The following is a 23,872-nucleotide window of genomic DNA, read 5'->3' as shown; positions in this document are numbered from 1 at the left end:
CCGTCTGCGCGCGGGTTCCGACGCGGTCAACGCGGTTCCGGTGCGACGGCGGCCGCATCCGCCGGTGTCGGCTCCGCCGGGTTGCGCCGGATCCCGATCCACGACACGACGCCGCCGAGCACCAGCAGCGCCGCTGTGACCCAGGCGGCGCTGTGGAATCCGTCGAGGTCGAGCGCTCCGCCGACGATGGTGGAGAGCATCGCGACGACGAGGAGGCCGGCGACCCGGGAGACCGCGTTGTTCACGGCCGAGGCGATGCCGGAGTGCTTCTCGTCGATCGCCCCGAGGATCGCCGCCGTCAGAGGAGCGACGGTCAGCGAGAGGCCGAGGCCCATCACGATCATCGCGGGCAGCACCTGCCACCAGTAGTCGAAGTCGGCGCCGACCAGCAGCAGCAGCAGGGCGCCGGCGGCCATGATCAGCGGACCGATCGTCATGAAGATGCGTGGTCCCCAGCGGCCGGCCCACAGTCCGGCGCGCGAGCTGATCAGGATCATGAGGATCGTCATGGGCAGGCTCGCCAGTCCGGCAGCGGTCGCGCTCAGTCCCGCGCCCTGCTGCAGGTACACCCCGACCACGAAGCCGTTCAGCGACAGCGCGGCATAGACGAACAGCGTCGCCAGGTTGCCCCAGCCGAAGTCGCGCACCCGGAACAGCCACAGCGGCATCAGCGGCGAGGCGGAGCGCTGCTGGCGGATCAGGAACAGCGCGAACAGGGCGGCTCCGGCGGCCAGGGGCACCCAGATCGCCGGGGACTGCCAGCCGAGGTTGGGCTGCTCGATGAGCGCGAACACGACCGCACCGAGGCCGAGCGCGCACAGAGCACCGCTCCACCAGTCGACCCGGACCCCGCGCGGGTGCTCCGGCAGGTGCAGCCGCGCCAGCAGCAGCAGGGTGATGCCGATCGGGATCACGTTGATGAGGAAGACGAAGCGCCAGGAGAGGTAGTCGACGAACAGCCCGCCCAGCAGGGGGCCGACCAGCTGCGCGCCCGTCGTGAACGCCGTCCAGACGCCGATGGCTCTGGACTGCACGTCGGCGCGCATGGTCGCCGTGATGAGGGCCAGGGAACTCGGCACCAGCAGGGCTCCGGCAGCGCCCTGCGCCGCCCTGGCGATGATGAGGGTCAGCGGGTCGAAGGCGGCAGCGACCGCGATCGAGGCGACGCCGAACGCGATGAGGCCGATCCGCATCACGAACACGCGGCCATAGGCGTCGGACACCGATCCGGCCAGCAGGATCAGGGCGCTCAGCGTGATCAGGTACGCGTCGACGACCCACTGCTGCGTCGTGATGCCGCCGCCCAGCTCGCGGCTGATCGCCGGCAGCGCCACGTTCACGACGGTGCCGTCGAGGAACGTCACGAAGGAGGCGAGCACCGCGATCGAGATCACGAGACGCTGGACAGGCGCGAAGGATGGCACAGGCCGACCCTACTCCCGGCCGGGGACGTCGGGGCGGGTCAGTCGAGTGCGACTCCGGTACCGCTCGCCAGCAGAGCGGCGAGGGCAGGGGTGCCGCCCCTGGCGTAGGCCTCCCGCTGTCGCATCGACCCGGTGCCGTCGGCGCGGAGGCGCTCCAGCCCGGCGACCACCGCCTCGTGATCGCCGAGCTGCTGCAGCGCGGGGGTGATCTCGGCGAGCAGCCGCCGCGCCACCGCCCAGGCGTCGTCCACCTCGCCCGTCATCGGATCGACGATCCGCGCCTGCATGCCCGAGCGCGCCGCGGTCCACAGGGAGACGTCGATCGCGTCGATGTCGTCCGCAGCGAGTCGCAGGTCCGTCGACGCGACGATCCCGCGGAACAGCAGCGCGGTGAGCACGGAGTCCTCCGCCGTGAGCTGGGTGTCCGACACCCGCACCTCGACCGTGGGGTACCGCTCCGACAGGCGCACCGCCCAGGAGAGCGAGGTCGCCTCGCCGATCGTGCCGAGCTCCAGCAGCTGCGCCACGTGGGCGCGGTAGTCGTCCGCATCCTGGAACCGGGGCGGGCACCACGACGACGGCAGTCGACGGATGAGCATGCTCCGCCAGCTCGCGAATCCGGCGTCGAGGCCGTTCGCGAAGGGGCTGTTGGCACCGAGGGCGAGCAGCAGAGGCAGCCAGCCGCGCGTGCGGTTGAGCGCGCGGACCCGCTCCTCCTCGTCGTGCACCTCCACGTGCACGTGCAGGCCGTTCACCTCGTGCTCCCGCGTGAGGTGGGCGAGTCTGCGGGCCACGTCGTCATAGTGCGGGGAGGGGGAGAGCGTGGGTGTGCGCAACGTGGCGAAGGGGCTCCCGGTCGGCGCCGCGATCGCGCCCTGCTGCCGTGCGTGCGCGCCGATCAGCTTGCGGAGACCATGCAGCTGATCCGCCGCGTCGGCGCCGGTCGTGACCGGTTCGGTGAGGGCCTCCAGCTGGGAGGCGAGGTACTCCGTGGTGACCCGTCCGTCCACACGGTCGGCGTCGCTCGGACGGATGATGCGCTCGCGGGAATCGGAGGACAGAGCGACAGGGATGAGGGAGTCCTCGTCGAGAAGGAGGAACTCCTCCTCGATGCCGAAGCGCGCCACGCAGCCCTCAGTGGTTCCGCAGGGCGGAGATCAGCTCGGACTTCCGCTTGCCGCTGTAGCCCGTCAGTCCGAGTTCCTTCGCGCGCTTGCGCAGCTCGGGGACCGTCCAGTCCTCGTAGTCGCCGTGCTCTCCGCCGCGTCGACCGACCGTGCTCCGGCCCTCCTTCGCCGCGGCGTTCGAGATGCGCGCGGCCTTCTCCTTCGAGGCTCCGTCGTCCCGCAGCTCCTCGTAGAGCTTCGGGTCCTTCAGCGAGTTGTTGCGTCTTCCTGGCATGGCGGTGCTCCTTCGCGCACTCGGAGGGTCGAAGTCAACCCCCTCTGTCTGCGGGGTCCGCCCGGTCTACTGTGAGGACACCGCAGTCGGGCGCTTGCGCCCAGAGAGAAGGGAAAGACCGATGAACATCCTCCTGATCATCGTCATCGTCGTCGCTGTGATCCTTGCGATCACCGGAGGTCTGGTGCAGTCGCTCCAGTTCCTGTTGTGGGTCGGACTCGTCCTCCTGGCAATCGCCGTGATCGCCTGGCTGATCCGAGCCATCAGCGGCAGCCGCAAGGTCTGACCGACCTGTCGAAGGGGAGGCCCGCCCATCCGGCGGGCCTCCCCTTCTTCATGGGTCAGCGGTCGAACGCGTCGCGGACGTTCTCACCGGTCTTCTCGGCGGCGTCCTTCACGTTCTCGCCGGCCTGCTTGGCAGACGCCTTGACCTGGTCGCCCTTGCCCTCGGCTTCGAGCTTCTCGTTGTCGGTCAGCTTGCCGAAGCCTTCCTTGGCCTTGCCGGCCAGCTTCTCGGCGTTGTTCTTGATGTCATCTCCGGCACTCATGTGCTGCTCCTCTCGTCGAAGGATCGATTGTCCTTCGACCCTCGCAGGGCCCCGCCGAACGGTCCACGGGATTGACAATCGGGCGGTGCCGTGTCAACCTCCTTCCCCCCGTCGACGGCGGGCCGAGGAACGGCTAGCCTGGCGCCAGGCGGGTGGTCCTGCCCGCGGACCTCGACGAAGGAAGCGGTGTGCGATGGACTCGATGATGATGGGCGCGATGTCGAAGAACATGGAGTCGATGCCCGACATGGCGATGATGGACATGTCCGTCCTGCAGGCGTGCATGGACGCCTGCGCGGCCTGCGAACAGGCCTGCACGGTGTGCTCGACGCAGATGATGGACTGTGCGCCGGCGTGCATGAACTGCGCCGACATGTGCCACACGATGATGCGGTCGATGCTGCGCATGCAGGGCATGACGCCCGCGTCGATGATGGCCATGCTCGACGCCTGCATCGCGATGTGCCAGATGTGCATGGACGAGTGCATGGAGCACGCCGACATGAGCGAGGTCTGCCGCCTCTGCGCTCAGGCGTGCCAGGCGTGCATGGACGCGTGCACGGCTGTCAAGGACAGGATGATGGCGAGCGCCTGAGCGCCGTCCCGTCCCGCGTCGTCAGAGCACGGCGACGTTGAACTGCGTGCGCCCGACCGCGAGCACCGCATAGCGCGTGTGCAACGCGACCGGCGCGCCGGCTTCGGCCTCGAGCGCGGCGCCCGAGGCATTCCAGAGCACGTGCGTCTCCCCGTCGAGCGTGCGCACGACGAGGTCGCCCGATCCGGCGTCCGCGGTCTCGACGATCCCGTCCACCCATTCGGATGCCGTCGCTGCGGCGACGCGCGCCTGGATCAGGTGGAGCGCGTGTCCCGGCGCGAACGAGGAGCAGCGACCGCCCGTGCTGCACATGCACGCCGCACGCTCCCGCACCGGGACGGGCGAAAGGCGGTTGAGCGGCGTGGACACGGGGGTCTCCTTCGGGTTCGACGTTCCCGGAAGACTACGTCGCCGCGCTCGCGGAGCCCAGGGCGCGGGACACGGAGCGAAACAAACGGGTGTAGGCTCGCCGGGTGCTGTCGTCGATGAGCGCCCCTCGGGCGCGGAACGGAGCCGCAGGCGCTTTCCGCGCCGCGGACAGAGGCTGAGGACCCACCGGAGGCGGAACCCCCGTCCCCGGTGCCGAGCCGTACCCGGCCTTCTCGCCCGGGCCTCCTCTCCTCATCCGACTCGCCGTCTCCGGCGACCACCCCGAAAGCACTCCGCTCATGCGTCCCATCGACGAGCGCGACATCCGCGCCTCCTTCCTCAACGCCTCCCGCAAGGAGGTCTCCGACCTGAACCTTCCGCCCGGCTTCGCCGACCTCGACTTCGACCGGCTGGACTTCCTCGGCTGGACCGACCCGAAGATGCCGCGGCGCGCCTATGTCGTCACCTGGGTCGACGATGCGCCCGTCGGCGTCTTCCTGCAGCGCGCCGAGCAGCGCGTCCTCGCCAGGGCGCAGTGCTCCTGGTGCGAGGACGTCACGCTCCGCAACGATGTGCAGCTGTTCGTCGCCCGCCGTGCCGGCGCCGCGGGGCGCAAGGGCGACTCGGTCGGCGTCCTCGCCTGCGCCGAGTTCGGCTGCAACCGGAACGTCCGCGTCCTGCCGCCGCTGGCCTACCAGGGCTTCGACCGGGAGTTCGCGCGCGACCTGCGCATCCTGCGGCTGCAGGAGCATGTCGCCGGTTTCCTCGCGGAGGTCGCCGGCTGATCCGCCCCGCGCTTCGCTCCCGTCGCACTTCCTGTCGCTCTCGATCCGCTCAGGCGGCGAGAAGTGCGACGGGAGCAGGTTCAGGGGCAGAAAGCTGGCGGCTAGGCGGGGTGTGCGGGAACGGTCACTCTGGCGCGGACGTGCTCCCAGGCGGGGGCTGACAGCTCGGCGGAGCGCCGGGCGAACTCGTCGAAGCTGCGCCGGCCCGGCCAGTCCGCCGGAAGCAGGGACGGGGGAAGCCCGGGGTCGGTGTACGGCAGCACCCGCCAGCGGTCGATGAGCTGCACATGCGCTGCGAAGGGCTCAGCGGGCAGATCCGACAGCGAGTCCTGGAACGCGAGGTGCTCGGCCCGCAGCGCCTCGAGGTCCCACCACTGCGCCGCGGCGTCGGGGAGGGTGCCGGTGGGCGCAGGCGCGGAGGCCTGGAAGAGCGTGGCCCATCGGCGAGCGCCCAGTTCCGCGAGGATCTGCTCGATCTCTCCGCGGAGGTGGCCGGGGCAGATCCACAGCGCGGGGGAGACCACGCCCGCGCCGATCCACTGCAGACGGCGCCGCAGCTGGTGTCGCACGCTTCTGGCGCTCTCCGGGATCGAGAACGACACCAGACACCACGGGTCCTCGTCGGTCATCTCCCGCATCTGGAAGATCCGACGGTCGCCCCGCTCCAGCATCCCGCTCGCGGCCGGGTTCAACCGGTATCCGATCGCGTCGCCGCGCTCCGCCAGCAGGAGCCCCTTCTGCTTGATGCGGGTGATCCCGGTGCGCGTCTGGGCGGCCGGGATGCCGAGATCGCCGGCCAGGGTCACGAGGTCGGCGGCAGCGATCCAGCCGCCGAGCGGGCGCAGGTACAGGCCGATCAGCGTCCGCAGCAGCGAGGCGGTGCTGCCCGGCCGCGCATCGAGGTCGTCCAGCACCACGTCGGCCGGGTCAGCGGTCATGGGACTCCAGGGCGTCGCGGACGGCCAGGACGCCGGTGACGGTCTCCCGGTGAGAGGTGCTGAGCGGGGAGAGGCCGAGGCGGATGCCGTCGGGGAAGCGGAAGTCCGGGATGATGCCGTCGGCCCAGAGCCGCGCCGTGACCGCGCGGAAGTCGGGGTGGCCGATCGTGACGTGACCGCCGCGGAGCGCCGAGTCACGCGGGCTCAGGAGCCGGACGCCGATCGGCGCGAGCAGTTCGTCGTACGCGCGCACCGCGAGATCGGTCAGAGACTGCGACTTCGCGCGCACCGCCTCGATCGTGGACTGCTCGATCAGGTCGAGCATGCCCTGCATCGCCAGCATCGACGTCACCGGCGGCGTGCCGCTGAGGAGTTGGCGGATGTCGGACGACGGCTCGTACTCCGGGCCCATCGCGAAGATGTCGGCCGCGCTCCACCAGCCCTGGATCGGCTGCCGCAGCACGCCCTGCAGGTCGCGGCGCAGGTACGCGAACGCCGGCGACCCCGGGCCGCCGTTGAGGTACTTGTAGGTGCACCCGACGGCCATGTCGACACCCCACTCGTCGAGCTGCATCGGGACGACGCCGACCGAGTGGCACAGATCCCACATCATGAGCGCGCCCGCGTCGTGGGCGGCCGCGGTGATGGCCGGCATGTCGGCGAGGGCGCCCGAGCGGTAGTCGACGTGGCTCAGCGAGACGAGAGCCGTGCGGTCGGACACCACGGCCTCGACGTCGGCGACGGTGACGCCCAGGACCGGGTCCGGTTCGATCCAGCGCAGCGTCATGCCGGTCTCGGCGGCGACCCCTTCGGCGAGGAACCGGTCGGTGGGGAAGTTCCCCGCCTCGATCACGATCTCCGTGCGCCGCCCCTGCCCTTCGTCCCCGTTGGGTCCCTGAGTCTTCGCCCCGTTGGGTCCCTGAGCCTTCGCCCCGTTGGGTCCCTGAGTCTTCGCCCCGTTGGGTCCCTGAGTCTTCGCCCCGTTGGGTCCCTGAGCCTTCGCCCCGTTGGGTCCCTGAGCCTTCGCCCCGTTGGGTCCCTGAGCTTGTCGAAGGGCAGCCCGCATGAGTTTGTAGATCAGCACGCTCGTCGAGTCCGCCACGACGGTCTGTCCCGCCGCCGCGCCGAGGGCCACACGGCCGATGCGGTCTCCGAGTTCCATCGGCAGCGCCATCCACTGCTCGTCCCAGGACCGGATGAGTCGCGTCCCCCAGTCGTCGCGCACGAACGCCGCGAGCTTGTCCGGGATGTCGCGCAGCGGGCGGCCGAGCGAGTTGCCGTCGAGGTACGCGGTCACACCCGGGGCGTCGGCGAAGGCGTCGAGGTGCCCGTGCAGCGGGTCGGCGGCGTCGAGCGTGCGCGCGGCGTCGAGCAGCGCGTCGTCGGAGGATCGATCGGTCATGTCACACCTTCAGGTCGGCGGCGGTCAGCGGTCGGGCGGAGAACGGATCGGCGGTCGCGGGGGACCCGCCGGGGACGAGCAGCAGCGCCGCGGAGGGCGTGAGCGGGTCCACCGGGGCGAGGGCGCGCAGGAGAGCGTCGTCGTCGAGGCCGGCCTCGCGCAGAGCCGTGATCTCGGCGGGGTTCAGGTCGACGGGCGTGGGGCCGTTGCCCATGTCGGTGCCGTAGCGCACGGTCCCCCCGGCGGCGTGGAAGCGGCGCACGTTGTCGATGGCCACGGCGCGCTGGCCGTCGGCGTGGATCGCGAGGGTCGAGATCCACGAGGCGGCTGCGGCCTGGCGGGCGATCTCCTCGTCGTCGAGCCGCTGCGTGAAGGGGGCGTGCGCGAGCACGGCGGCGCCGGCACGGACGACGCGCTCTGCTTCGCCCGCTCCCTCGGCGTGTGCGACGACGGCGAGGCCGCGGTCCGCCGCGAGCGCGACGATCGTGCGGAGGAGCTCGTCGGAGAACACCGGTCCCGCGGTGCTGTTGCTCGTGACCTTGATGCACGAGGCTCCGCCGTCGACCATCTCGGCGACGGCGTCGACGGCGGATGCGGCATCCGCGATCTCCCGCACCGATCCCTCCGGTGCCCAGTCGCGATCGGACGGGTATCCACCGGGCGCGGTGAGGAAGGCGCCCGCGACGTCGATCCGCACGCCGGGGAGTGCTGTCCGTCGGAGCTCGTCGGGGTTGCCGCCGAGGTCGACCACCCGGCCGAGGCGGGAGCCGGCCAGGCCGGCGGGATCCACGAGCTGGAGGTGCACATGGTGGTCGGTGAATCCGCCGAGGACGACTCCGTCGAGTCGCGGGAGTGCGGAGGGGCTCCCGGAGCGCAGCCGCACCCGTCCGTCGGCGAGCTCGACGACGCCCTCGCGCCATCCGGTGCCGTCGAAGAACGTCGCGGCGTGCATCAGCGGCCGATCTCGGTGCGCACCGTGTAGAGCTCGGGGAAGAATGTCAGATCGAGAGCGCGCTGCAGGAAGCCGACGCCGCTGGAGCCGCCGGTGCCGACCTTCATGCCGATCGTGCGTGCGACCGTCTTGAGGTGCCGGAACCGCCAGAACTGGAAGTTGTCCTCGAGGTCGACCAGGTCTTCGCACGCCTCGTACAGGTCCCAGTACCGGCTCGGGTCCTGGTAGATCTCGCGGATCGCCGGCACGAGCTCCGGGGTCTCCCGGTAGGGCTCCCGCACGTCGCGGTCGAGGATCTCGGTCGGCACCGGCAGTCCGCGCCGGGCGGCGAAGCGCAGGAACTCGTCGTACAGGGTGGGCTTCTCCCACTCGGCGGTGAGCAGGGCCAGGTTGGCGGGGTGGTCGGCGAACACCGTCAGCATCTTCTCGTTCTTGTTGCCGAGGGCGAACTCCACCGCCCGGTACTGCACGGACTGGAAGCCGGACGAGTTGCCCAGCGCCCCGCGGAACTGCGCGTACTCGGTGGGGGTGAGGGTGGCGAGCACCGACCACTGCTGCGTCATCACATCCTGGATGCGCTTGACGCGGGCGATGCGCTTGAGCGCTTCCCGCAGGTCGTCGCGGGCGAGCAGCTCCCGCGCGGAGGACAGCTCGTGCAGCAGCTGCTTGAGCCACAGCTCCGTGGTCTGGTGCTGGATGATGAACAGCATCTCGTCGTGGTGCTCCGGCTCGCTCACCGGGTGCTGCGCCGTGAGCAGTTGGTCCAGCGCCAGGTACGAGCCGTACGTCATCCGCCCCGACAGATCGGTCACGATGCCGGACTCGAGGGCGCGCTCGTTCTCGCTGTGCATGCGCCGAACATATCACTTCTGTGCCGACCGTCATAGAAGTGAAATGTTCTCCCTACGCCCGCGCCCGCGTCCGGGGCGTATGCCGGGATGCGCGGACGGATGTCGGGTGATCGGACGGATGTCGGGCCGCATCGCCGTGTGCCGTCCGACATCCGTCCCCACGCCCGACAAGTGTCCCGGGGGGGGGGGCACCGGGGTGCCGGGGCACCGGGGTGCCGGGACACCCGGAGCATCCGGGGGTGTCGGGGTCAGGGGGTGTCGGGGTCAGGGGGTGTCGGGGTCAGGGGGTGTCGGGGTCAGGGGGCGGTGTGCGCGTCGAGGAAGTCGATGGTCTTCTGCAGGGCGGTGCGCGCGTCCGGCATGTCCAGGTGGAACTGGTACTCGTGCGGAAGCGCGGGCTCGTGGGGTGCGGGCCAGAAGAGCGTCGTGACGTCGACGCCGAGCTGGTCGAGGCGCTTCGCCAGGGGGATGGACTGCAGCCAGGTGAGGCCGTCGCCGTTGCCGCCGGAGATGTAGGTGGCGGGGAAGTCCGCCGTGACCCAGTCGATCGTCGACATCGTCGCGCCGGTCGAGTCCTCCGCCCACGTCTTGGTGCCCGAGTACGCCCACATCGCCGACTTGAACCCCCATCCGGGGATGCCGTCGAGCTCGGCGAGCGCTGCCAGGTCGTAGACGCCGCAGTTGAGGACGGTCGCCACGAGCTGATCGGACTTCAGTGACGGTGTGATGCCCATGATGTCGGCGTAGTCGGGACTCGTGATGAGCGTCGCCATCTGGCTCGCGAGCTGCGCACCCGCGGAGTCGCCGGCCAGCACGATCCGGCTCGCGTCGACGCCCAGCTCTGCTGCGTGCTCGTCGATGTACGCGAGGGCCGCGTCGAGCTGATGCACGGCGAGCGGATAGACGCCTTCCGGCCCTATCGTGTAGTTCACGGCGATGGTCGTGTAGCCCTCGGCGGCGAGGATCCGCATGTATGGGTCGACGTTCTCCTTGGCCCCGGAGATCCAGGCACCGCCGTGGATCCAGACCACCGTCGGGAGGGGGCCGGACGCGGAGGCCGGGCGGAAGACGTCCATCGTGGTGTCCGCGCCGCTGTCGCCGTAGGCGACGTCCTTCCGCACGTCGAGCTTCGTCTCGGGCACGTGCTTGTCCATCTCGGCGGCGGTCTCGTCGCCGCCCTTGGCGAACACGGCACGGATCACCATCGCGGAGGGCCACGGCGTGAGCGAGCCGATGATCGCGACCACCGCGACGACGGCGACGATGACGCCGAGCACGATCTTCGTCCGGTGCCACGGCGTGCGCGTCCGTTTCGGGCGGGTGGATGCTGTGGACTGCGCCTGGCTGCTCATGGACCCCTCTCCAGGCAACAGTGTGCCAGTATTCCGGGGCGGCGCGGTGAACGTCGCGCCGGGCCTGCCTGTGAGGCGCGCGCCTAGGCGGCGAGGGACGCCGTGAGACGACGGAGACCGTACTCGAACGCGCGGTCGACATCGCCGCCGAGGCGGAACGCGCCGGAGAGCTCCATCTGCAGGAAGCCGGTGGCCCACGCGGTGACGAGCCGGGCGGCGTCGAGCGCATCGTCCTCGCCGACCTGTGCGGCAGCGGCGCGGATCAACGGTGCCGCCGAGCGCTCCAGGGCGTCGTGCGGTGCCGCGCTCGTGAACATGATCCGGAAGCCCTCCGGATGGTCGCGGGCGAAGTCGCGGTAGGCGTGCGCGATCGCCTCCAGATCGTCGCCGGCCGCTTCGAGGCGGGCGGTGAGCGCGTCGATGGTCGCCGCGGCGACCGCGGCGAACAGAGCATCCCGATCGCGCAGGCGCTTGTAGAGCGAGGGGGCGCGGACGCCCACGCGTGTCGCGACCGCCTGCATCGTGAGACCGCCGGCGCCGCTCGCCTCGAGGATCTCCCTGCCGGCGGCCACGATCTCCTCGACGGATGTGCGTTCCGGTGTCGGCATGTCGGTCCCTCCTCGATGGCTATTGACAATAGCCATGATAGCTACGTAACGTAGCCATCGCAATCTCTCGGAGAGGATCCCCCATGAAGCTCGCCCCGCACCTGCACCGGATCGGCAACGACATCGTCGCCGCCTATCTCGTCGACCTCCCGGAAGGCATCACGCTGATCGACGCGGGCCTGCCCGGTCACTGGCACGATCTGCAGCGCGAGCTCGCAGAGATCGGGCGTCCGCTGTCCGACGTCCGCGGCCTCGTCCTGACCCACGGCGACAGCGACCACATCGGCTTCGCGGAGCGGCTGCGCCGGGAGGCGGGCGTCCCCGTGTTCATCCATGCCGCTGATGCGCACCGGGTGCGCACGGGGGAGAAGCCGAAGACCGCGATGGGGCCGGCTCGTCTGGGGCCGACGCTGGGCTTCTTCGCGTACGGCCTCCGCAAGAACGCGCTGCGCACGCCCCACGTCTCCGAGGTGACGGAGGTTTCGGACGGGCAGGTGCTCGATCTGCCCGGCGCGCCGGTGGTGATCGGGATGCCGGGGCATTCGCCGGGCAGCATCGCGGTGCATGTGCCGGCAGCGGACGCCGTGTTCGTGGGCGACGCTCTCACGACCCGCCACGTCCTGACCGGCCGGACGGGCGCGCAGCCGGCTCCGTTCACCGACGAGCCGGCGGAGGCCCTCGCCTCGCTCGACCGGCTGTCCGCGATCCCCGCGTCGTGGGTGCTCCCCGGTCACGGCGCTCCCTGGCACGGCTCTCCCTCCGACATCGCCACCGCGGTCCGCGCCTCCGCCTGAGTCCCGCCGCACCCGCCGGACACGCCCGTCGCCCGCACACGCCCGGACACGCCCGCCGCACCCGCCCGTCGCCCGCCCGTCGCCCGCCCGCACCCGCCCGCACCCGCCCGTCGCCCGCACAACTTCGGAGATCCGACCCGACACGCCGCAGGGAGCGCGCGAGCACCGGCGTGTCGTCGCGCATCTCCGAAGTTGTGCAGGGCGCAGGGCGTGGGGCAGGGCGGGGGCGTGGGGGCAGGGCGGGGGCGTGGGGGCAGGGCGGGGGCGGCGGGGCAGGGCGTGAGGGCAGGGCGTGGGGGCAGGGCGCAGGGCAGGGTGCGGGGCGTCAGAGTGCGGAGAGGATGGCGGCGGTGTCGCTGATCGTGAGCTGCGGGGGATAGAGGCTCATCACGTGCAGGGCGGCGGCGTGGTTCTCGGCGGTCGAGCCGGCGCAGGCATCGGCGGCGACGATGACGTGGGCGCCGGCGTCCGCTGCGGCCAGGGCGGTGGAGATCACGCAGCAGTCCGTGGAGACTCCGGCGAGCACGACATGCGCCCCGCGTCCGACGACCGCCTCGATCTCGGGTCCCCACTTGCCGAAGGTCGGCAGATCGATGGTCGGATGCGGGGTCAGGGCGGTGGCTTCCGGCACCAGGTCGTAGAGCGGGTGGTTCGGCGGCTGATCGGCGAACGGCCAGGCGGCGAAGTAGTCGCCCCAGGACGTGGAGCGGTCGGCGGTCGGCATCCACCGCGTCACCAGCACCCGGTCGCCGAACGCGTCAGCGAGGGCCCGGATGTGCGGCATCGCCTCACCGAAGAACGGAGAGCCCCACGGGGACTCCGCCGAGGCGAAGATCGCCTGCGGGTCGATCACCACCAGCCAGCTCGCCGCCGCCTGAGCCCCTGTGCCCGGTTCCCCCTGGGTCCCTGTGCCCGGTTCCCCCTGGGTCCCTGCGCCCGGTTCCCCCTGGGTCCCTGCGCCCGGTTCCCCCTGGGGCCCTGAGCCCGGTTCCCCCTGGGTCCCTGAGCCCGGTTCCCCCTGGGTCCCTGGGCCCGGTTCCCCCTGGGTCCCTGAGCCTGTCGAAGGGATCACGCGTTCTCCTGACGACGGATCTTCCCCGCTCTGGCGAAGTACGTCACGAGGAACGACAGCACGAGCGCGACGAAGACGCCGAGGTTCGCGTAGGCCCAGTCGCCGTCGGTCCCGCCGACGAGGAACAGCAGGTAGCCCTGCCAGTTGTTCCACGGCGCCGCTTCCGCGAATCCGTTCAGGACCAGGCCCCAGCCGATCACGCTCGCGACGACCAGGGTGCCGATCGAGGTCCAGTCCCACGCGCCGTAGCGGCCGCGGCTGTCGAACAGCGCTTCCTCGTCGTAGTCCTTGCGACGGCGAAGGATGTCGGCGATCAGGATGCCGGCCCACGAGGCGAGCGGAACGCCGAGCGTGATCAGGAAGCTCTGGAACGGGCCGAGGAAGTCCGTCGCGAAGAACACCACGAAGATCGTGCCGATCGTCAGGATCACGCCGTCGATCGCTGCCGCGGAGGGGCGCGGGATGCGGATCCCGAGGCTGAGCAGGGTCAATCCGGAGGAGTAGATGCCCAGCACCGCGCCGGACACGAGCGCGAGCACGGCGGTGAGCAGGAACGGCACGAGCACCCATACGGGCAGGATCGAGGCGAGAGCACCGATCGGGTCGGCGGCGATCGCGTTCATGAGGTCTTCGTCGGAGCCGCCCAGCAGCAGACCGAAGACCACGAGGATGACGGGGGCCACCGAGCCGCCGATCGTGTTCCAGGCGACGATCGCGCCATCGGATGCCGTGCGCTTCTGGTAGCGCGACCAGTCCGCCGCGATGTTGATCCAGCCGAGACCGAATCCGGTCATGACCATCACGAGCGCACCGATGACCTGTCCGATGCCGCCGTCGGGGCGCGCCATGACGGCGGCGAGGTCGATGCTCGGTGCCGCCAGGATGATGTAGAGCACCGTGACGACGCCCGTGATCCAGGTCAGCACCGACTGCAGCTTCATGATCGTGTGGTACCCGAGCACGGAGGCCGTGACGATCAGGGCGGCGACGATCACGGTCGCGACGATCTTCAGCGCGATGCTGTCGCCGTCGCCGCCGAGCTGGGTGATCACGGTCGCCGTGGCGAGCACGGCCATGATCGCGAGGAACGTCTCCCAGCCGATCGAGGTGAGCCACGAGACGATGCCGGGAACCTTCTGGCCCTGCACGCCGAACGCTGCGCGCGAGAGCACCATGGTCGGCGCCGATCCGCGCTTTCCCGCGATCGCGATGAGCCCGCACAGCAGGAACGACACCACGATGCCGATGACCGAGACGATCGTCGCCTGCCAGAACGAGATGCCGAAGCCGAGCACGAAGGAGCCGTACGACATCCCGAACACGGACACGTTCGCGGCGAACCACGGCCAGAAGAGATCGCGCGGCTTCGCGGTGCGCTCGGACTCGGGGATGATCTCGATGCCCGCGCGCTCGATGAGGCCGGGTGCGTTCTGCGTCATGTGCTCATGATGGCACTGACCGGGGGTGGCGGGGATCAGCCGGCGAAGAACGCCTCCGCGGCGCGGGCGAGGTCGTGCAGGTCGGAGACGCCGGCGAGCTCCCGAGCGGAGTGCATGGACAGGATCGGGATGCCGACGTCGACCGTGCGGATGCCGAGCCTGGTCGCGGTGATCGGGCCGATCGTCGAGCCGCAGGGCACGCTGTTGTTCGACACGAACTCCTGCGTCACGACCCCGGCCGTGTCGCACCAGGTGCGCCAGGACGCGGTTCCGACGGCATCCGTGGCGTACCGCTGGTTCGCGTTGAGCTTCAGGATCGGGCCGGAGCCGAGGACCGGCTGCACGACGGGGTCGTGCTTGGCCGCGTAGTTGGGGTGCACCGAGTGGCCCACATCGCTCGACAGGCACCAGGAGGAGGCGTAGGCCTGCCGTCGGGCGGAGCCGTCGGCGCCCAGGCCCGCGTAGAGCCGCTCGAGCACGTCCTCCAGGAAGGGGCCTGCGGCGCCGGAGCGGGATTCGGAGCCGAGCTCCTCGTGGTCGAAGGCGGCGAGCACCGCGATCGGTCCTCCGTCCTGCGGCTCGTGCGCTGCGAGCGCGACCACGCCGGCGTGCACGGAGGCGAGGTCGTCGAGGCGGCCGGAGGCGAAGAACGCGTCACCCTTGCCGAACACGGCGCCGCGCGCGGAGTCGGCCACCACCACGTCGTAACCGCGGATCTCGGTCGCCGAGATGCCGGCGGACGAGGCGAGTTCGGCGAGGACGTCGGCCTCGGTCGGATCGCCGAGGCCCCACACGGGCTGCGTCTCGGTCTGCTTGTCGAGGGCGAGCCCGTTGTTCACGCCGCGGTCGAGGTGGATCGCCAGCTGCGGCAGGCGCAGGAGCGCCCCGGTGTCCGCGAGCACGACGCGGCCGTCGGCCAGGGCGAGTCGTCCGGCCAGGCGCAGTTCGCGGTCGAGCCAGGAGTTGAGCAGCGGTCCGCCGTACACCTCGACGGCGGCCTGCAGCCAGCCGCGCGAGCCGGTGGTCGGCTGAGGCTTGAGCTTGAAGCCGGGGGAGTCGGTGTGCGCGCCGAAGATCTGCACGGGCGTCGTCGCGGTGGCATCCGCCGGTACGCTCCAGGCGATCGCGGCGCCGTCGCGCACGACGACGTATCGTCCTCCGGTGAGCGCGGGCCAGGCGTCCTCCTCGTGCAGGCGGGTGAAGCCGGCGGATTCGAGGCGTCGGGCGACTTCCGCCGCGGCGTGGTAGCTCGAGGGGGAGGCGGCGATGAAGTCCGCGAGGTCCTCGGCGTGGGAGAGGGCGACCGGGGTGACGGGCATGATGTGCCTTCCTGAAGACGGGCGTGCTTCGAGCGTAGTCGCGGTCGCGGGCGCTCCTGGCGCGCCCTGCTCGTTTGCCGCCCGTTCATCGTCGCGGGTTAGGGTGGTCCTGATAGCGCCTAGGGTTCCGGGGTTCGCGCCCGACTGGTCCGAGCGGCGCCACGGCCCTCCTCCGCAGGAGGGGCGTCATCTGACAGGACAAAAGCCCGGAGGACCCTGTTCGTCGCGCCCGCGTCGGACGGAAGGGTCTCGACGTGTCTCCTCTCGCCTTCGTCCTCGTCTTCGGCGCAGCGATCGCGCATGCGTCGTGGAACATCGTCGCCCACGGCATCAGCCGGGCCGGTGCTCCCTTCCTCTGGTGGGGTGCCGTGGCCAGCACGGCGGTGTGGATCGGGGTCGTGCCGTTCACGGGCGGCCTCGGCACCGAAGACCTCGCGTCCTTCGCGCTCGGGGTCGTGGTGTCGGCGGTGCTGCACGTCGGCTACATGGCGGTGCTGCAGCGCGGATACCGCGAGGGGAATCTCTCGACCGTGTATGCGACCGCGCGCGGCACGGGCCCGTTCCTGTCGGTGATCGTGGCCGTGCTGTTCCTGGGCGAACGGCCGTCGATCGTCGCGTTGATCGGGGTCACCGCCGTGATCGCCGGCGTCGTCGCGATCGGACTCGTCGACCGGAGCAGCGGAGGCGGCGCTCGCCGCCTCGACCCCGGCATCGTGTTCGGTCTGCTCACCGGCGTCGCGATCGCCGTGTACACGATCTGGGACGCGCACGCGGTGCGTACGTGGAGCCTCGCGCCTGTGGCGTTCATGGTCGGGACGACCCTGCTGCAGGTGCCGTTCTACTCGTTCGCGGTGCGGCGTCGGTGGAGAGCCGTCTGGGCGCTCGGCCGCACGCAGTGGCGCCGCATCCTCGTCTTCGGGGTGCTGTCGCCGTTGTCCTACATCCTGGTGCTGACGGCCATCCAGATCGCGCCGGTCGCGCTGGTCGCGCCCTTGCGGGAGGTGAGCGTCGTGCTGGTCAGCCTGTTCGGGGTGGTCATCCTCCGGGAATCGCGCCCCGGCTGGCGGATCGGGGCCTCGCTCGTCGTCGTGGTGGGGATCGTGCTGCTGGCGCTCTGACCGTCGGCGACGCGGCCGCCGAAGTGCATTCCGGAATGCTGCAAAAAGCGGCCTGAACAGGTCTGTTTCGGAGCTCTGATGTCGGTGGTCCGGTGTGGGATGGACGTATGAACCCCCTCGCGGAAACCATGGACCGGGTCGTCGCCGACCTCGATGCCGTGCTGTCCGCCGAACAGCTCGCCGGACTCGACGACGCCGCCCGACGGGATGTCCTCCGGGCCGCCGGAGAGGCGCTTCGTCGCGTGGAGGCCGTCGTCGTGGAGGCGGTCGCCTCCGCCGAGCCGTCCTTCCCCGATACGACCGGCTGCCGATCGATGAACGAGCTCCTGCAGCGGGTGCTCCGTGTGGATGCGCCCGGGGCGTCGCGGGTGACGAAGGCGGCAGCGGCGGTTCGACGCGAGGTGGCGCTGACGACGGGGGAGCGACTCCCGGCGCGGTTCCCGGCGATCCGCGAGGCGATGCTCGATGGCGTGGTCGGAGTGGCCGGTGTCCTCGCGGCGACAGGACCGATCCTGCAGGCCGGCGATCGGATCGGGGTGGAGGATCGGCTCGCCGCCGATGCGGCCCTGGCCGAGCTGGCCCGCGGCATCCCCGACGCCGGCGGCGGCGAGCCGGATGGTGTTGGCGAAGGCGCCGAGTCCGACGGTGCGCCGTCCGCAGCGCCGCCGGCCACTCCCGAAGACATCCGGCAGTACGCCCTGCTGCTCGCGCAGCTGCTCGATCCGGATGGTGCCGAGCCTACGGACGGCAAAGCGCGGAACCAGCGATTCGTCACCATCGGGCGGCTGCGCAACGGCGTGCACCCGCTCCGCGGCAACCTGCTGCCGGAAGTGGCCGCTCAGCTGCAGCTCATCATCGACGCGCAGTGCAGTCCGAAGACGGAGGGGCCGCCCGAACCGGGCGTGATGTTCCGTGCGGAGAGCGAGCCGGCCGGGCGCGGCCCCGAGGCCGGTGCAGCCGGTGCCGGTGCCGGTGCCGGTGCCGGTGCCGGTGCCGACGCAGACTCGGGCGGCACGGACCCTGCCGACTCCGACCGCTGGAACTCCGACCCGCGCAACGTGATCGATCAGCGCACCGCCGCGCAGAAGCGGCACGACGCGCTGGCGGCCGCGCTCGGGATCGCCGCGCGTCATGACGACATGCCCCGGCTGGCCGGGGCGTCGCCGACGCTCGTGGTGCACGCCGATGCGAACGACCTCGCTTCCGGCACCGGGTGGGCGACGGTGGCGGGCTCCCAGGCGCCGGTGCCGATCGGGGTCGCGACCCAGGCCGCGTGCACGGGGGCGATCCAGCGGGTGCTGTTCGACGAAGGCCGCATCGTCGGCACGACCGTCATCGATCGGGTGTTCACGGTGCACCAGCGCCGCGCGATCATCGCCCGAGATGGAGAATGCCTGATCCCCGGCTGCCATGTGCAGGCGTCCTGGTGCGAGATCCACCATGTCGTCGAGCACGCCAGAGGAGGGCCGACCGACACCGACAACGGCGTTCCCCTGTGCTGGTGGCATCACCGCTCCCTGGACCGATCGGGGTGGGAGATCCGGATGGATGGCGGGATTCCGCAGATCCGCGGACCGGCATGGTGGGACCCCGAACGTCGCTGGCGTGTCCCGAGGACGCGGCTGACCGCCGCTGCGTGAAGCCGGGGCGTGTCAGCGGAAGGAGACGAGTCCGGCGTGCGCGGCCGTCACCAGGATCTGCACCCGGTCGCGCAGATGCCATTTGGCCATCATGCGCCCGAGGTGGGCTTTGACGGTTCCCTCCGAGACGATCAGCGTCTTCGCGATCTCGGCGTTCGACATGCCCTGCGCCAGGCACTGGAGCACCTCGGCCTCGCGCTCCGTGAGCGGCTCGAGGGACTCGGCCTCGGTGGCGGCCGGCGTGGAGTCGCGGACGTGCCGGATGAGCATGGATGCGATGCGGGGTGAGAGCGAGCTGGCCCCGCTGTACACCTCCCGCACGCCCGTCACGATCTCCTCAGCGCTCGAGTCCTTGAGCAGGTAGCCGGAGGCCCCGGCGCTGAGCATGGGCAGCACGGTGTCGCTGCCATCGAGCGTCGTCACCGCGAGCACGCGCACATGAGGCCAGCGTTCCGCGATCACCCCGGTCGCCTCGATGCCATCCATCTCCGGCATCTGGACGTCCATCATCACGACATCCGGCTGCTCGCGCTCGACCGTGCTGATCGCCTCCACACCGTCCTCCGCCTGCGCGATGACGGTGATCTCCGGGTCGCGCGACACGAAGTGCGACAGCGCCGAACGGACGAGGGGATCGTCGTCGACGATCACGACACGGATTTCCTGCATGGAGGAAGCCTAACGGCGTGGGAGCTTCACCGAAGGCATGTAGACCTTTGGCTAGCGAGGTCTGGACTTGAGACAGATGTGCGCCCGCAAGTTCGCCGAGAAGATGAATACAGACATCAACGAACGGCTACATAATGGAGGTGAATGTAATGACTTTCTGGCAGCAGGTTGGCAAGTTTTTCGGTCTCGTCCGCTAGCGTACCTGGCGAATAGGAGATAGTGAACCCATGGCCTTCGACCAATCACTCCGGCGATCTGCGGATTCGTTCCGGTTGGGTCGAGGCGAGAAGCTCAGCGCGATCGAGCGGATCGTCGTCCTGGTCATCATCGCCATCACCATCGCCGCAGACGTCATCGGCTTCTTCACCACGCCGGGTGTGAATCCGGCCGCACTCCTCGTGAGCGTCGCATGCACCGCAGCGTTCGCTCTCTACCTCTGGAACACCCTCATCGCGACATGCGCCCTCGGCGTCGTGTTCGCAACCTCTTTCCTCGTCGGGACCGAGTCTCAGGTCTTGACCGCCGCCGCTGTCGCGGCCGGCCTGGTCATGCGCCTGGGGTGGACGTCTCTGATCCTGTCGTACACCGGTGCGTTCCTGATCGCCGCAGCCGTCGTCGCCAACGGCGACGCTGACGCCGAAGTGAACGTCGGACTGTTCCTCGTCTTCGCCACGGTGGCCGGAGCCGTCGGGTTCGCCCTGCGGCTCGCCTTCGCTCGGGGCAGTCGCCTCGAGCGCGAACTCGCGGAACGCGCCGAACAGGAACGGCAGGCCGTCCTCGCCGAGCGACGTTGGATCGCCGGCGAGCTGCACGACAGCATCGCGCACCACCTCACGGTGGTCGCCTTGCACGTGCAGATGCTCGAAGACCCCGAGACCAGCACCGACTCGCAGGAGGCCATCCGTGTCGCGGCCCGCAAGGCCATGACCGACCTCCGCTTCGTGATCGAACTCGCCGACGACGGACCGCAGACCGCGGTCCAGACCGGCGACCTCGCCGCAGCGATCGACGAAGCACAGGGAGAGTTCGAAGCCGCTGGTCACTCCGTGGACAGACAGGGCGACCCCCGCGACGAGCGCATCCCGCGCGCCGTCGAGATCGTCCTGGCCCGCATTGTGCGGGAGTCCGCCACGAACATCCTCAAATACGCCGGCCCCGGCGAGGTGCAGATCCACCTCGACGTGGACGACGAGATCGCCCTTCTCACCCTCCGCAGCCCCCTGCCCACCACGCCGCGTCGCGAGCTCTCGTCCAGCCGCACAGGCCTCGGGCGGATGGCGGAACGGGTCATGGGGGCGAGCGGCGAGTTCAGCGCCGGCGAAGTGGAAGGATCCTGGGTCGTGTCGGCCCGCCTCCCCGTCGTCTGATGGCTTAGAGTGTGTGAGCAGCCGTTTTCGGATCCGCGAGAACCTAGACGAAAGTCTAGAAGAGTCTCGACGTTCGACCCTTCAGAACGGCTTGCGGCCGGGCATAATCTGAAGGCTCCCCAGATAAAGCGTCCCCAGCGCTGCGATCGCGGGCGCGATCTTTCTGGCTTCTGAAATACTTCACGCGCTCGCGATCGCCTTCTGCGTTAACGGCGCGTTTTCTGCGTCGACGGGAGAGTATCGCCCGGATCCGGCGATCCGCCGGCTACGCCCCGACAGCTCGCATGTAGTGTCCGTCCGTCGAGATCCCGGATGCGGCGACCGTGAACCGCACGACCTCGCTCAGGTAGCGGTCCTCCGACGCCTCGAAGATCCGGCCGTCCGCGTCGCGCGACGTCCGGGTGAGGCGCAGGATGGGCGTCCCGCGGGGGACGCGCAGCAAGGCGGCGTCCTGCTCGTCGGCCGCCACCGCGTCGATCACGTGCTGCAGCGCCACGATCGGATGCCCGACAGAGGCCAGGTGCTCCGTGATCGACACCTGGTCGAGATCGACGTCGAACAGGCGCCGCCCCGGGACCTCCGTATAGGAGAGGCGCTCGAGCATCGTCGGCCGGCCGTCCAGCAGCCGCAGCCGCACGACGCTGACGATCGTGTCATCCGCGTCGACGCCCAGCGCCGCCGCCATGTCCCCGGCTCTGCGCAGACTCAGCTCCTGCGTCTGCGCACCGGGGGTGACGCCCAGCTCCCTCGCCCAGCGCGTGAACGGCACCGAGACGTCCACGGCCTGATTGGCCTTCCGCGAGACGACGCGCGCGGGGCGCCCCCGGGTCGTCTCGATCAGGCCCTCGCCGCGGAGAGCGGCCAGGGCGTTGCGGATCGGGCCGCGCGACGTGTGCCACCTCTGGGCCAGTTCGGCTTCCGTCGGCACGTCGTCACCAGGGCGCAGCGTGCCCGCAGCGATCTGCGCGCGGAGGTCCTCGGCGATCTGGGTGTACACAGCTTCAGCCACATAGGTACATTACTTGGTCACCGCGGCGGCCGCCGTCGCGTTCGAGGAGTGTTCATCCAGGCGAATGCTCGGTAAACGAGCCCTGAACTCTTTCGAGTTAGGTACATATCTCGGGAGGACACCTGCGAGAGTCTTCCGTGGATCACCCCTCACACCCTGAAAGGTCCTCATGAAGCTTCGCGCTCTCCCCGCCCTCGCCGGCGCGGCGATCCTCGCACTCGGTCTCGCCGCCTGTTCCGGCTCCGCCGAGGCCACCGGCACCCCCGGCTCCGACGACACGTCGTCCACCAGCGGGTTCGCGGTCGACGAGAACACCCTGGTCTTCGGTGTCGTGCCCGACTCGGTCGACACCGAGACGAACTACCAGCCGCTCATGGACTACATCGCCCAGCTCACGGGCAAGACCGTCGAGTACCACGAGTCGACGGACTACGCGGCCCTGATCGAGGCGGCCGTGGCCGGCAAGGTCGACGTCGCATCCTTCTCCGGTTTCACCTACGTGACCGCCACCAACAACGGCGCCCAGCTCACCCCGATCTCCTCGATCGTGACCGCCGAGGGCCAGGAGCCCGGCTACTACTCGCAGGCGATCGTCCCCGCCGGCAGCGACATCAAGAGCATCGAGGACTTCAAGGGCAAGAAGGTCTGCTTCGTCGACCCGTCCTCGACCTCCGGCTACCTCTTCCCGTCGTACAACCTGCTCAAGGCCGGCATCGACCCCAAGACCGACATCACCCCCGTGTTCGCGGGCAAGCACGACGTGAGCGTGCAGAAGGTCGGCGAGGGTGCGGAGTGCGAGGCCGGCTTCGCGGAGGACTCGGAGGTCGCGAAGTCCGACAAGGTGGAGGTCATCGACGAGACGATGGTGCCCGGCGCCCCGCTCGTGTACTCGTCGACGCTTCCCGACGACGTCTCGCAGAAGCTCATCGACGGCCTCTCCGAGATCACGATCGACGACATCATCGCGGCCGGCATCGACAGCGCCGACACCGACGCCTTCCGCAGCGTGTTCTACGCCACGAAGCCCGTGGACGACGCCTACTACGACCTGATCCGCGACATCTGCAAGGAGACCGAAGCGGAGCAGTGCCAGGGCTGACCCCGCCCGGCGCCCTTCGTCTCGTCGGCTCGTGAGCGAGCGGAGCGGGACGGAGGGCGCTGCTCGCTCGGGAACCGCCGCCGGAACCGGGGCGAGCGCAGCGAGACGAACGACGCCCGCGACACCGATGACAAGGAAGAAGACATGACCGCCTCGGCATCCGACACCCTGATCCGCCTCGACGGGGTGACCAAGACCTTCGGCAGCACGACCGCCCTCCGGGACGTGTCGCTCGAGGTCGCGCGCGGCGAGATCGTCGTGCTCCTCGGGCTCTCCGGCTCGGGGAAGTCCACCCTGCTGCGTCACCTCGACGGCCTCGAGGTTCCCACCACCGGTGCGGTCGAGGTGCTGGGCTCGGCAGTGCCCGCGCTGAAGGGCCGCGCCCTCCGGGAACTCCGCCGTCGCGTCGGGTTCATCTTCCAGCAGTTCGAACTCGTCCCCTCGCTCACCGTGCTCGAGAACGTGCTCACCGGATCGCTGTCCGGCGTGCGCGGACCCCGGCTCGGGCTGTGGGGCTACTCGCGCTCCGCCAAGCTCACCGCGCTCGAGCACCTCGACCGGGTCGGCCTGCTCGACCGCGCCTACCAGCGCAGCGACACGCTCTCGGGCGGCCAGCAGCAGCGCGTGGCCATCGCGCGCGCCCTCATGCAGAAGCCCGCCATCCTGCTCGCCGACGAGCCGGTCGCCTCCCTCGACCCCGAGTCGAGCGAGCAGGTCATGGCCCTGATCCGCGAGATCGCCGCAGACGAAGGACTCACCGTGGTGTGCAGCCTGCACCAGGTCGACCTCGCGATCAGCTGGGCCGACCGCATCGTCGGACTCCGCCACGGCGAAGTGGTGCTCGACACCCCGACCGGCGACCTCACCAAGGCCGAGGTCATGGAGATCTACGGACGCGTCGCGACCACGACCGCCGAGATCCGCGCAGTGCAGGAGGAGCTGGTCGAGGCGGCCGCGCAGGTGGCGGCATCATGACGTCGCTCGACGCTTCGACAGGCTCAGCGACCCACTCGGGGGGTGGCTCAGTGACCCACTCGGGGGGTGGCTCAGCGACCCAGGGGGGTGGCGCTTCGACAGGCTCAGCGACCCACTCGGGGGGTGGCTCAGCGACCCAGGGTGGT

25 protein-coding genes are annotated in these 23,872 nt (G+C 70.3%); 9 read left to right on the top strand and 16 right to left on the bottom strand.

Annotated elements, in window-relative coordinates; all coding sequences use genetic code 11:
- Positions 1 to 26: 26 nt before the first annotated feature.
- The 3 genes from CSX12_RS15510 to CSX12_RS15500 are packed head-to-tail and all read right to left on the bottom strand — an operon-like array spanning position 27 to position 2,825.
- A complete protein-coding gene (locus tag CSX12_RS15510; protein WP_124896371.1) occupies positions 27 to 1,424 on the bottom strand; it encodes an MFS transporter in 1,398 nt (465 codons plus the stop codon).
- A 38-nt stretch (positions 1,425 to 1,462) separates the two neighbouring features.
- Entirely contained in the window at positions 1,463 to 2,551 is a 1,089-nt protein-coding gene (locus CSX12_RS15505; protein ID WP_124896370.1) for a YbdK family carboxylate-amine ligase, read from the bottom strand.
- Between the two features lie 7 nt (positions 2,552 to 2,558).
- Positions 2,559 to 2,825: a Rho termination factor N-terminal domain-containing protein gene (locus CSX12_RS15500; RefSeq protein WP_017201714.1), complete on the bottom strand. Its 267-nt coding sequence runs from the start codon at positions 2,823 to 2,825 to the stop codon at positions 2,559 to 2,561.
- A gap of 121 nt (positions 2,826 to 2,946) precedes the next feature.
- Between CSX12_RS15500 and CSX12_RS18530 the strand changes: the two genes are divergently transcribed.
- The gene (locus CSX12_RS18530) at positions 2,947 to 3,111 is read left to right on the top strand and encodes a hypothetical protein (RefSeq protein WP_017201713.1); all 165 of its coding nucleotides are present in this window, start codon (positions 2,947 to 2,949) and stop codon (positions 3,109 to 3,111) included.
- Positions 3,112 to 3,166: 55 nt separating this feature from the next.
- Here CSX12_RS18530 and CSX12_RS15495 read toward each other — a convergent pair whose 3' ends face one another.
- Positions 3,167 to 3,373: a CsbD family protein gene (locus CSX12_RS15495; protein WP_017201712.1), complete on the bottom strand. Its 207-nt coding sequence runs from the start codon at positions 3,371 to 3,373 to the stop codon at positions 3,167 to 3,169.
- 238 nt (positions 3,374 to 3,611) lie between these two features.
- Between CSX12_RS15495 and CSX12_RS15490 the strand changes: the two genes are divergently transcribed.
- Positions 3,612 to 3,968, top strand: a complete 357-nt coding sequence (locus tag CSX12_RS15490; RefSeq protein WP_241160484.1) for a hypothetical protein — start codon at positions 3,612 to 3,614, stop codon at positions 3,966 to 3,968.
- Between the two features lie 21 nt (positions 3,969 to 3,989).
- On the opposite strand, the gene CSX12_RS15485 is transcribed toward CSX12_RS15490, so the two are convergent.
- A complete protein-coding gene (locus CSX12_RS15485; RefSeq protein WP_124896368.1) occupies positions 3,990 to 4,337 on the bottom strand; it encodes a hypothetical protein in 348 nt (115 codons plus the stop codon).
- 299 nt (positions 4,338 to 4,636) lie between these two features.
- On the opposite strand from CSX12_RS15485, the gene CSX12_RS15480 reads away from it, so the two are divergent.
- Complete coding sequence (locus CSX12_RS15480; RefSeq protein WP_017201709.1) at positions 4,637 to 5,122, top strand: FBP domain-containing protein; 486 nt, start codon at positions 4,637 to 4,639, stop codon at positions 5,120 to 5,122.
- A gap of 101 nt (positions 5,123 to 5,223) precedes the next feature.
- On the opposite strand, the gene CSX12_RS15475 is transcribed toward CSX12_RS15480, so the two are convergent.
- From CSX12_RS15475 to CSX12_RS15450, 6 genes are all read right to left on the bottom strand, one after another.
- Entirely contained in the window at positions 5,224 to 6,060 is an 837-nt protein-coding gene (locus CSX12_RS15475) for a PaaX family transcriptional regulator C-terminal domain-containing protein (protein WP_124896367.1), read from the bottom strand.
- Positions 6,050 to 7,462, bottom strand: coding sequence for an aminotransferase class V-fold PLP-dependent enzyme (locus CSX12_RS15470; protein ID WP_124896366.1), 1,413 nt, complete (start codon positions 7,460 to 7,462; stop codon positions 6,050 to 6,052). Before CSX12_RS15470 ends, CSX12_RS15475 begins: the two co-directional genes overlap by 11 nt.
- A gap of 1 nt (position 7,463) precedes the next feature.
- Positions 7,464 to 8,414 carry an amidohydrolase family protein gene (locus tag CSX12_RS15465; protein WP_124896365.1) on the bottom strand — a complete coding sequence of 317 codons (951 nt, stop codon included), beginning with the start codon at positions 8,412 to 8,414 and terminating at the stop codon, positions 7,464 to 7,466.
- Positions 8,414 to 9,265, bottom strand: coding sequence for a tryptophan 2,3-dioxygenase family protein (locus tag CSX12_RS15460; protein WP_124896364.1), 852 nt, complete (start codon positions 9,263 to 9,265; stop codon positions 8,414 to 8,416). The genes CSX12_RS15465 and CSX12_RS15460 overlap by 1 nt, the downstream gene beginning before the upstream one ends.
- 296 nt (positions 9,266 to 9,561) lie before the next feature.
- Positions 9,562 to 10,617, bottom strand: coding sequence for an alpha/beta hydrolase (locus CSX12_RS15455; RefSeq protein ID WP_124896363.1), 1,056 nt, complete (start codon positions 10,615 to 10,617; stop codon positions 9,562 to 9,564).
- A gap of 83 nt (positions 10,618 to 10,700) precedes the next feature.
- On the bottom strand, positions 10,701 to 11,225 hold the full coding sequence (locus CSX12_RS15450) for a TetR-like C-terminal domain-containing protein (protein WP_124896362.1): 525 nt from the start codon (positions 11,223 to 11,225) through the stop codon (positions 10,701 to 10,703).
- A gap of 83 nt (positions 11,226 to 11,308) precedes the next feature.
- Here CSX12_RS15450 and CSX12_RS15445 point away from each other — a divergent pair, with 83 nt between their 5' ends.
- On the top strand, positions 11,309 to 12,019 hold the full coding sequence (locus CSX12_RS15445) for an MBL fold metallo-hydrolase (RefSeq protein ID WP_124896361.1): 711 nt from the start codon (positions 11,309 to 11,311) through the stop codon (positions 12,017 to 12,019).
- Between the two features lie 325 nt (positions 12,020 to 12,344).
- Here the strand turns inward: CSX12_RS15445 and CSX12_RS15440 are convergent, their stop codons facing one another.
- From CSX12_RS15440 to CSX12_RS15425, 3 genes are all read right to left on the bottom strand, one after another.
- Positions 12,345 to 12,875 carry an isochorismatase family protein gene (locus tag CSX12_RS15440; RefSeq protein ID WP_124896941.1) on the bottom strand — a complete coding sequence of 177 codons (531 nt, stop codon included), beginning with the start codon at positions 12,873 to 12,875 and terminating at the stop codon, positions 12,345 to 12,347.
- 212 nt (positions 12,876 to 13,087) lie between these two features.
- Positions 13,088 to 14,530 (bottom strand): cytosine permease, encoded by a 1,443-nt coding sequence (locus tag CSX12_RS15430; protein ID WP_124896360.1) that lies wholly within the window; start codon positions 14,528 to 14,530, stop codon positions 13,088 to 13,090.
- 35 nt (positions 14,531 to 14,565) lie between these two features.
- Positions 14,566 to 15,849, bottom strand: a complete 1,284-nt coding sequence (locus CSX12_RS15425) for a M18 family aminopeptidase (protein ID WP_124896359.1) — start codon at positions 15,847 to 15,849, stop codon at positions 14,566 to 14,568.
- Between the two features lie 254 nt (positions 15,850 to 16,103).
- Between CSX12_RS15425 and CSX12_RS15420 the strand changes: the two genes are divergently transcribed.
- Positions 16,104 to 16,967 (top strand): EamA family transporter, encoded by an 864-nt coding sequence (locus CSX12_RS15420; RefSeq protein ID WP_124896358.1) that lies wholly within the window; start codon positions 16,104 to 16,106, stop codon positions 16,965 to 16,967.
- Positions 16,968 to 17,074: 107 nt separating this feature from the next.
- Complete coding sequence (locus tag CSX12_RS15415; protein ID WP_124896357.1) at positions 17,075 to 18,607, top strand: HNH endonuclease signature motif containing protein; 1,533 nt, start codon at positions 17,075 to 17,077, stop codon at positions 18,605 to 18,607.
- Positions 18,608 to 18,619: 12 nt separating this feature from the next.
- Here the strand turns inward: CSX12_RS15415 and CSX12_RS15410 are convergent, their stop codons facing one another.
- On the bottom strand, positions 18,620 to 19,276 hold the full coding sequence (locus tag CSX12_RS15410; protein WP_225855729.1) for a response regulator transcription factor: 657 nt from the start codon (positions 19,274 to 19,276) through the stop codon (positions 18,620 to 18,622).
- A gap of 227 nt (positions 19,277 to 19,503) precedes the next feature.
- Here CSX12_RS15410 and CSX12_RS15405 point away from each other — a divergent pair, with 227 nt between their 5' ends.
- Entirely contained in the window at positions 19,504 to 20,643 is a 1,140-nt protein-coding gene (locus tag CSX12_RS15405; RefSeq protein ID WP_051000783.1) for a histidine kinase, read from the top strand.
- A 265-nt stretch (positions 20,644 to 20,908) separates the two neighbouring features.
- On the opposite strand, the gene CSX12_RS15400 is transcribed toward CSX12_RS15405, so the two are convergent.
- A complete protein-coding gene (locus CSX12_RS15400) occupies positions 20,909 to 21,652 on the bottom strand; it encodes a GntR family transcriptional regulator (RefSeq protein WP_241160483.1) in 744 nt (247 codons plus the stop codon).
- 169 nt (positions 21,653 to 21,821) lie between these two features.
- Between CSX12_RS15400 and CSX12_RS15395 the strand changes: the two genes are divergently transcribed.
- Both CSX12_RS15395 and phnC read left to right on the top strand, forming a co-directional pair.
- Positions 21,822 to 22,751, top strand: coding sequence for a phosphate/phosphite/phosphonate ABC transporter substrate-binding protein (locus tag CSX12_RS15395; protein WP_124896356.1), 930 nt, complete (start codon positions 21,822 to 21,824; stop codon positions 22,749 to 22,751).
- A 144-nt stretch (positions 22,752 to 22,895) separates the two neighbouring features.
- Positions 22,896 to 23,726, top strand: coding sequence for a phosphonate ABC transporter ATP-binding protein (gene phnC, locus CSX12_RS15390; protein WP_124896355.1), 831 nt, complete (start codon positions 22,896 to 22,898; stop codon positions 23,724 to 23,726).
- Positions 23,727 to 23,872: the final 146 nt, after the last annotated feature.

Origin of the sequence: Microbacterium sp. Y-01, assembly GCF_003856715.1 — a bacterium.
GTDB classification, from domain to species: domain Bacteria; phylum Actinomycetota; class Actinomycetes; order Actinomycetales; family Microbacteriaceae; genus Microbacterium; species Microbacterium algeriense.
This window is presented reverse-complemented; position numbering and strand designations above follow the sequence as displayed.

What these genes read in the sequence shown, in the direction of transcription:
- CSX12_RS15470 (WP_124896366.1), bottom strand. Translation starts at nt 7,462, where the DNA reads ATGACCGATCGATCCTCCGACGACGCGCTGCTCGACGCCGCGCGCACG.
- CSX12_RS15465 (WP_124896365.1), bottom strand. Translation starts at nt 8,414, where the DNA reads ATGCACGCCGCGACGTTCTTCGACGGCACCGGATGGCGCGAGGGCGTC.
- CSX12_RS15475 (WP_124896367.1), bottom strand. Translation starts at nt 6,060, where the DNA reads ATGACCGCTGACCCGGCCGACGTGGTGCTGGACGACCTCGATGCGCGG.
- CSX12_RS15395 (WP_124896356.1), top strand. Translation starts at nt 21,822, where the DNA reads ATGAAGCTTCGCGCTCTCCCCGCCCTCGCCGGCGCGGCGATCCTCGCA.
- CSX12_RS15430 (WP_124896360.1), bottom strand. Translation starts at nt 14,530, where the DNA reads ATGACGCAGAACGCACCCGGCCTCATCGAGCGCGCGGGCATCGAGATC.
- CSX12_RS15425 (WP_124896359.1), bottom strand. Translation starts at nt 15,849, where the DNA reads ATGCCCGTCACCCCGGTCGCCCTCTCCCACGCCGAGGACCTCGCGGAC.
- CSX12_RS15460 (WP_124896364.1), bottom strand. Translation starts at nt 9,265, where the DNA reads ATGCACAGCGAGAACGAGCGCGCCCTCGAGTCCGGCATCGTGACCGAT.
- CSX12_RS18530 (WP_017201713.1), top strand. Translation starts at nt 2,947, where the DNA reads ATGAACATCCTCCTGATCATCGTCATCGTCGTCGCTGTGATCCTTGCG.
- CSX12_RS15500 (WP_017201714.1), bottom strand. Translation starts at nt 2,825, where the DNA reads ATGCCAGGAAGACGCAACAACTCGCTGAAGGACCCGAAGCTCTACGAG.
- CSX12_RS15490 (WP_241160484.1), top strand. Translation starts at nt 3,612, where the DNA reads ATGCCCGACATGGCGATGATGGACATGTCCGTCCTGCAGGCGTGCATG.
- phnC (WP_124896355.1), top strand. Translation starts at nt 22,896, where the DNA reads ATGACCGCCTCGGCATCCGACACCCTGATCCGCCTCGACGGGGTGACC.
- CSX12_RS15445 (WP_124896361.1), top strand. Translation starts at nt 11,309, where the DNA reads ATGAAGCTCGCCCCGCACCTGCACCGGATCGGCAACGACATCGTCGCC.
- CSX12_RS15450 (WP_124896362.1), bottom strand. Translation starts at nt 11,225, where the DNA reads ATGCCGACACCGGAACGCACATCCGTCGAGGAGATCGTGGCCGCCGGC.
- CSX12_RS15410 (WP_225855729.1), bottom strand. Translation starts at nt 19,276, where the DNA reads ATGCAGGAAATCCGTGTCGTGATCGTCGACGACGATCCCCTCGTCCGT.
- CSX12_RS15455 (WP_124896363.1), bottom strand. Translation starts at nt 10,617, where the DNA reads ATGAGCAGCCAGGCGCAGTCCACAGCATCCACCCGCCCGAAACGGACG.
- CSX12_RS15405 (WP_051000783.1), top strand. Translation starts at nt 19,504, where the DNA reads ATGGCCTTCGACCAATCACTCCGGCGATCTGCGGATTCGTTCCGGTTG.
- CSX12_RS15480 (WP_017201709.1), top strand. Translation starts at nt 4,637, where the DNA reads ATGCGTCCCATCGACGAGCGCGACATCCGCGCCTCCTTCCTCAACGCC.
- CSX12_RS15495 (WP_017201712.1), bottom strand. Translation starts at nt 3,373, where the DNA reads ATGAGTGCCGGAGATGACATCAAGAACAACGCCGAGAAGCTGGCCGGC.
- CSX12_RS15415 (WP_124896357.1), top strand. Translation starts at nt 17,075, where the DNA reads ATGAACCCCCTCGCGGAAACCATGGACCGGGTCGTCGCCGACCTCGAT.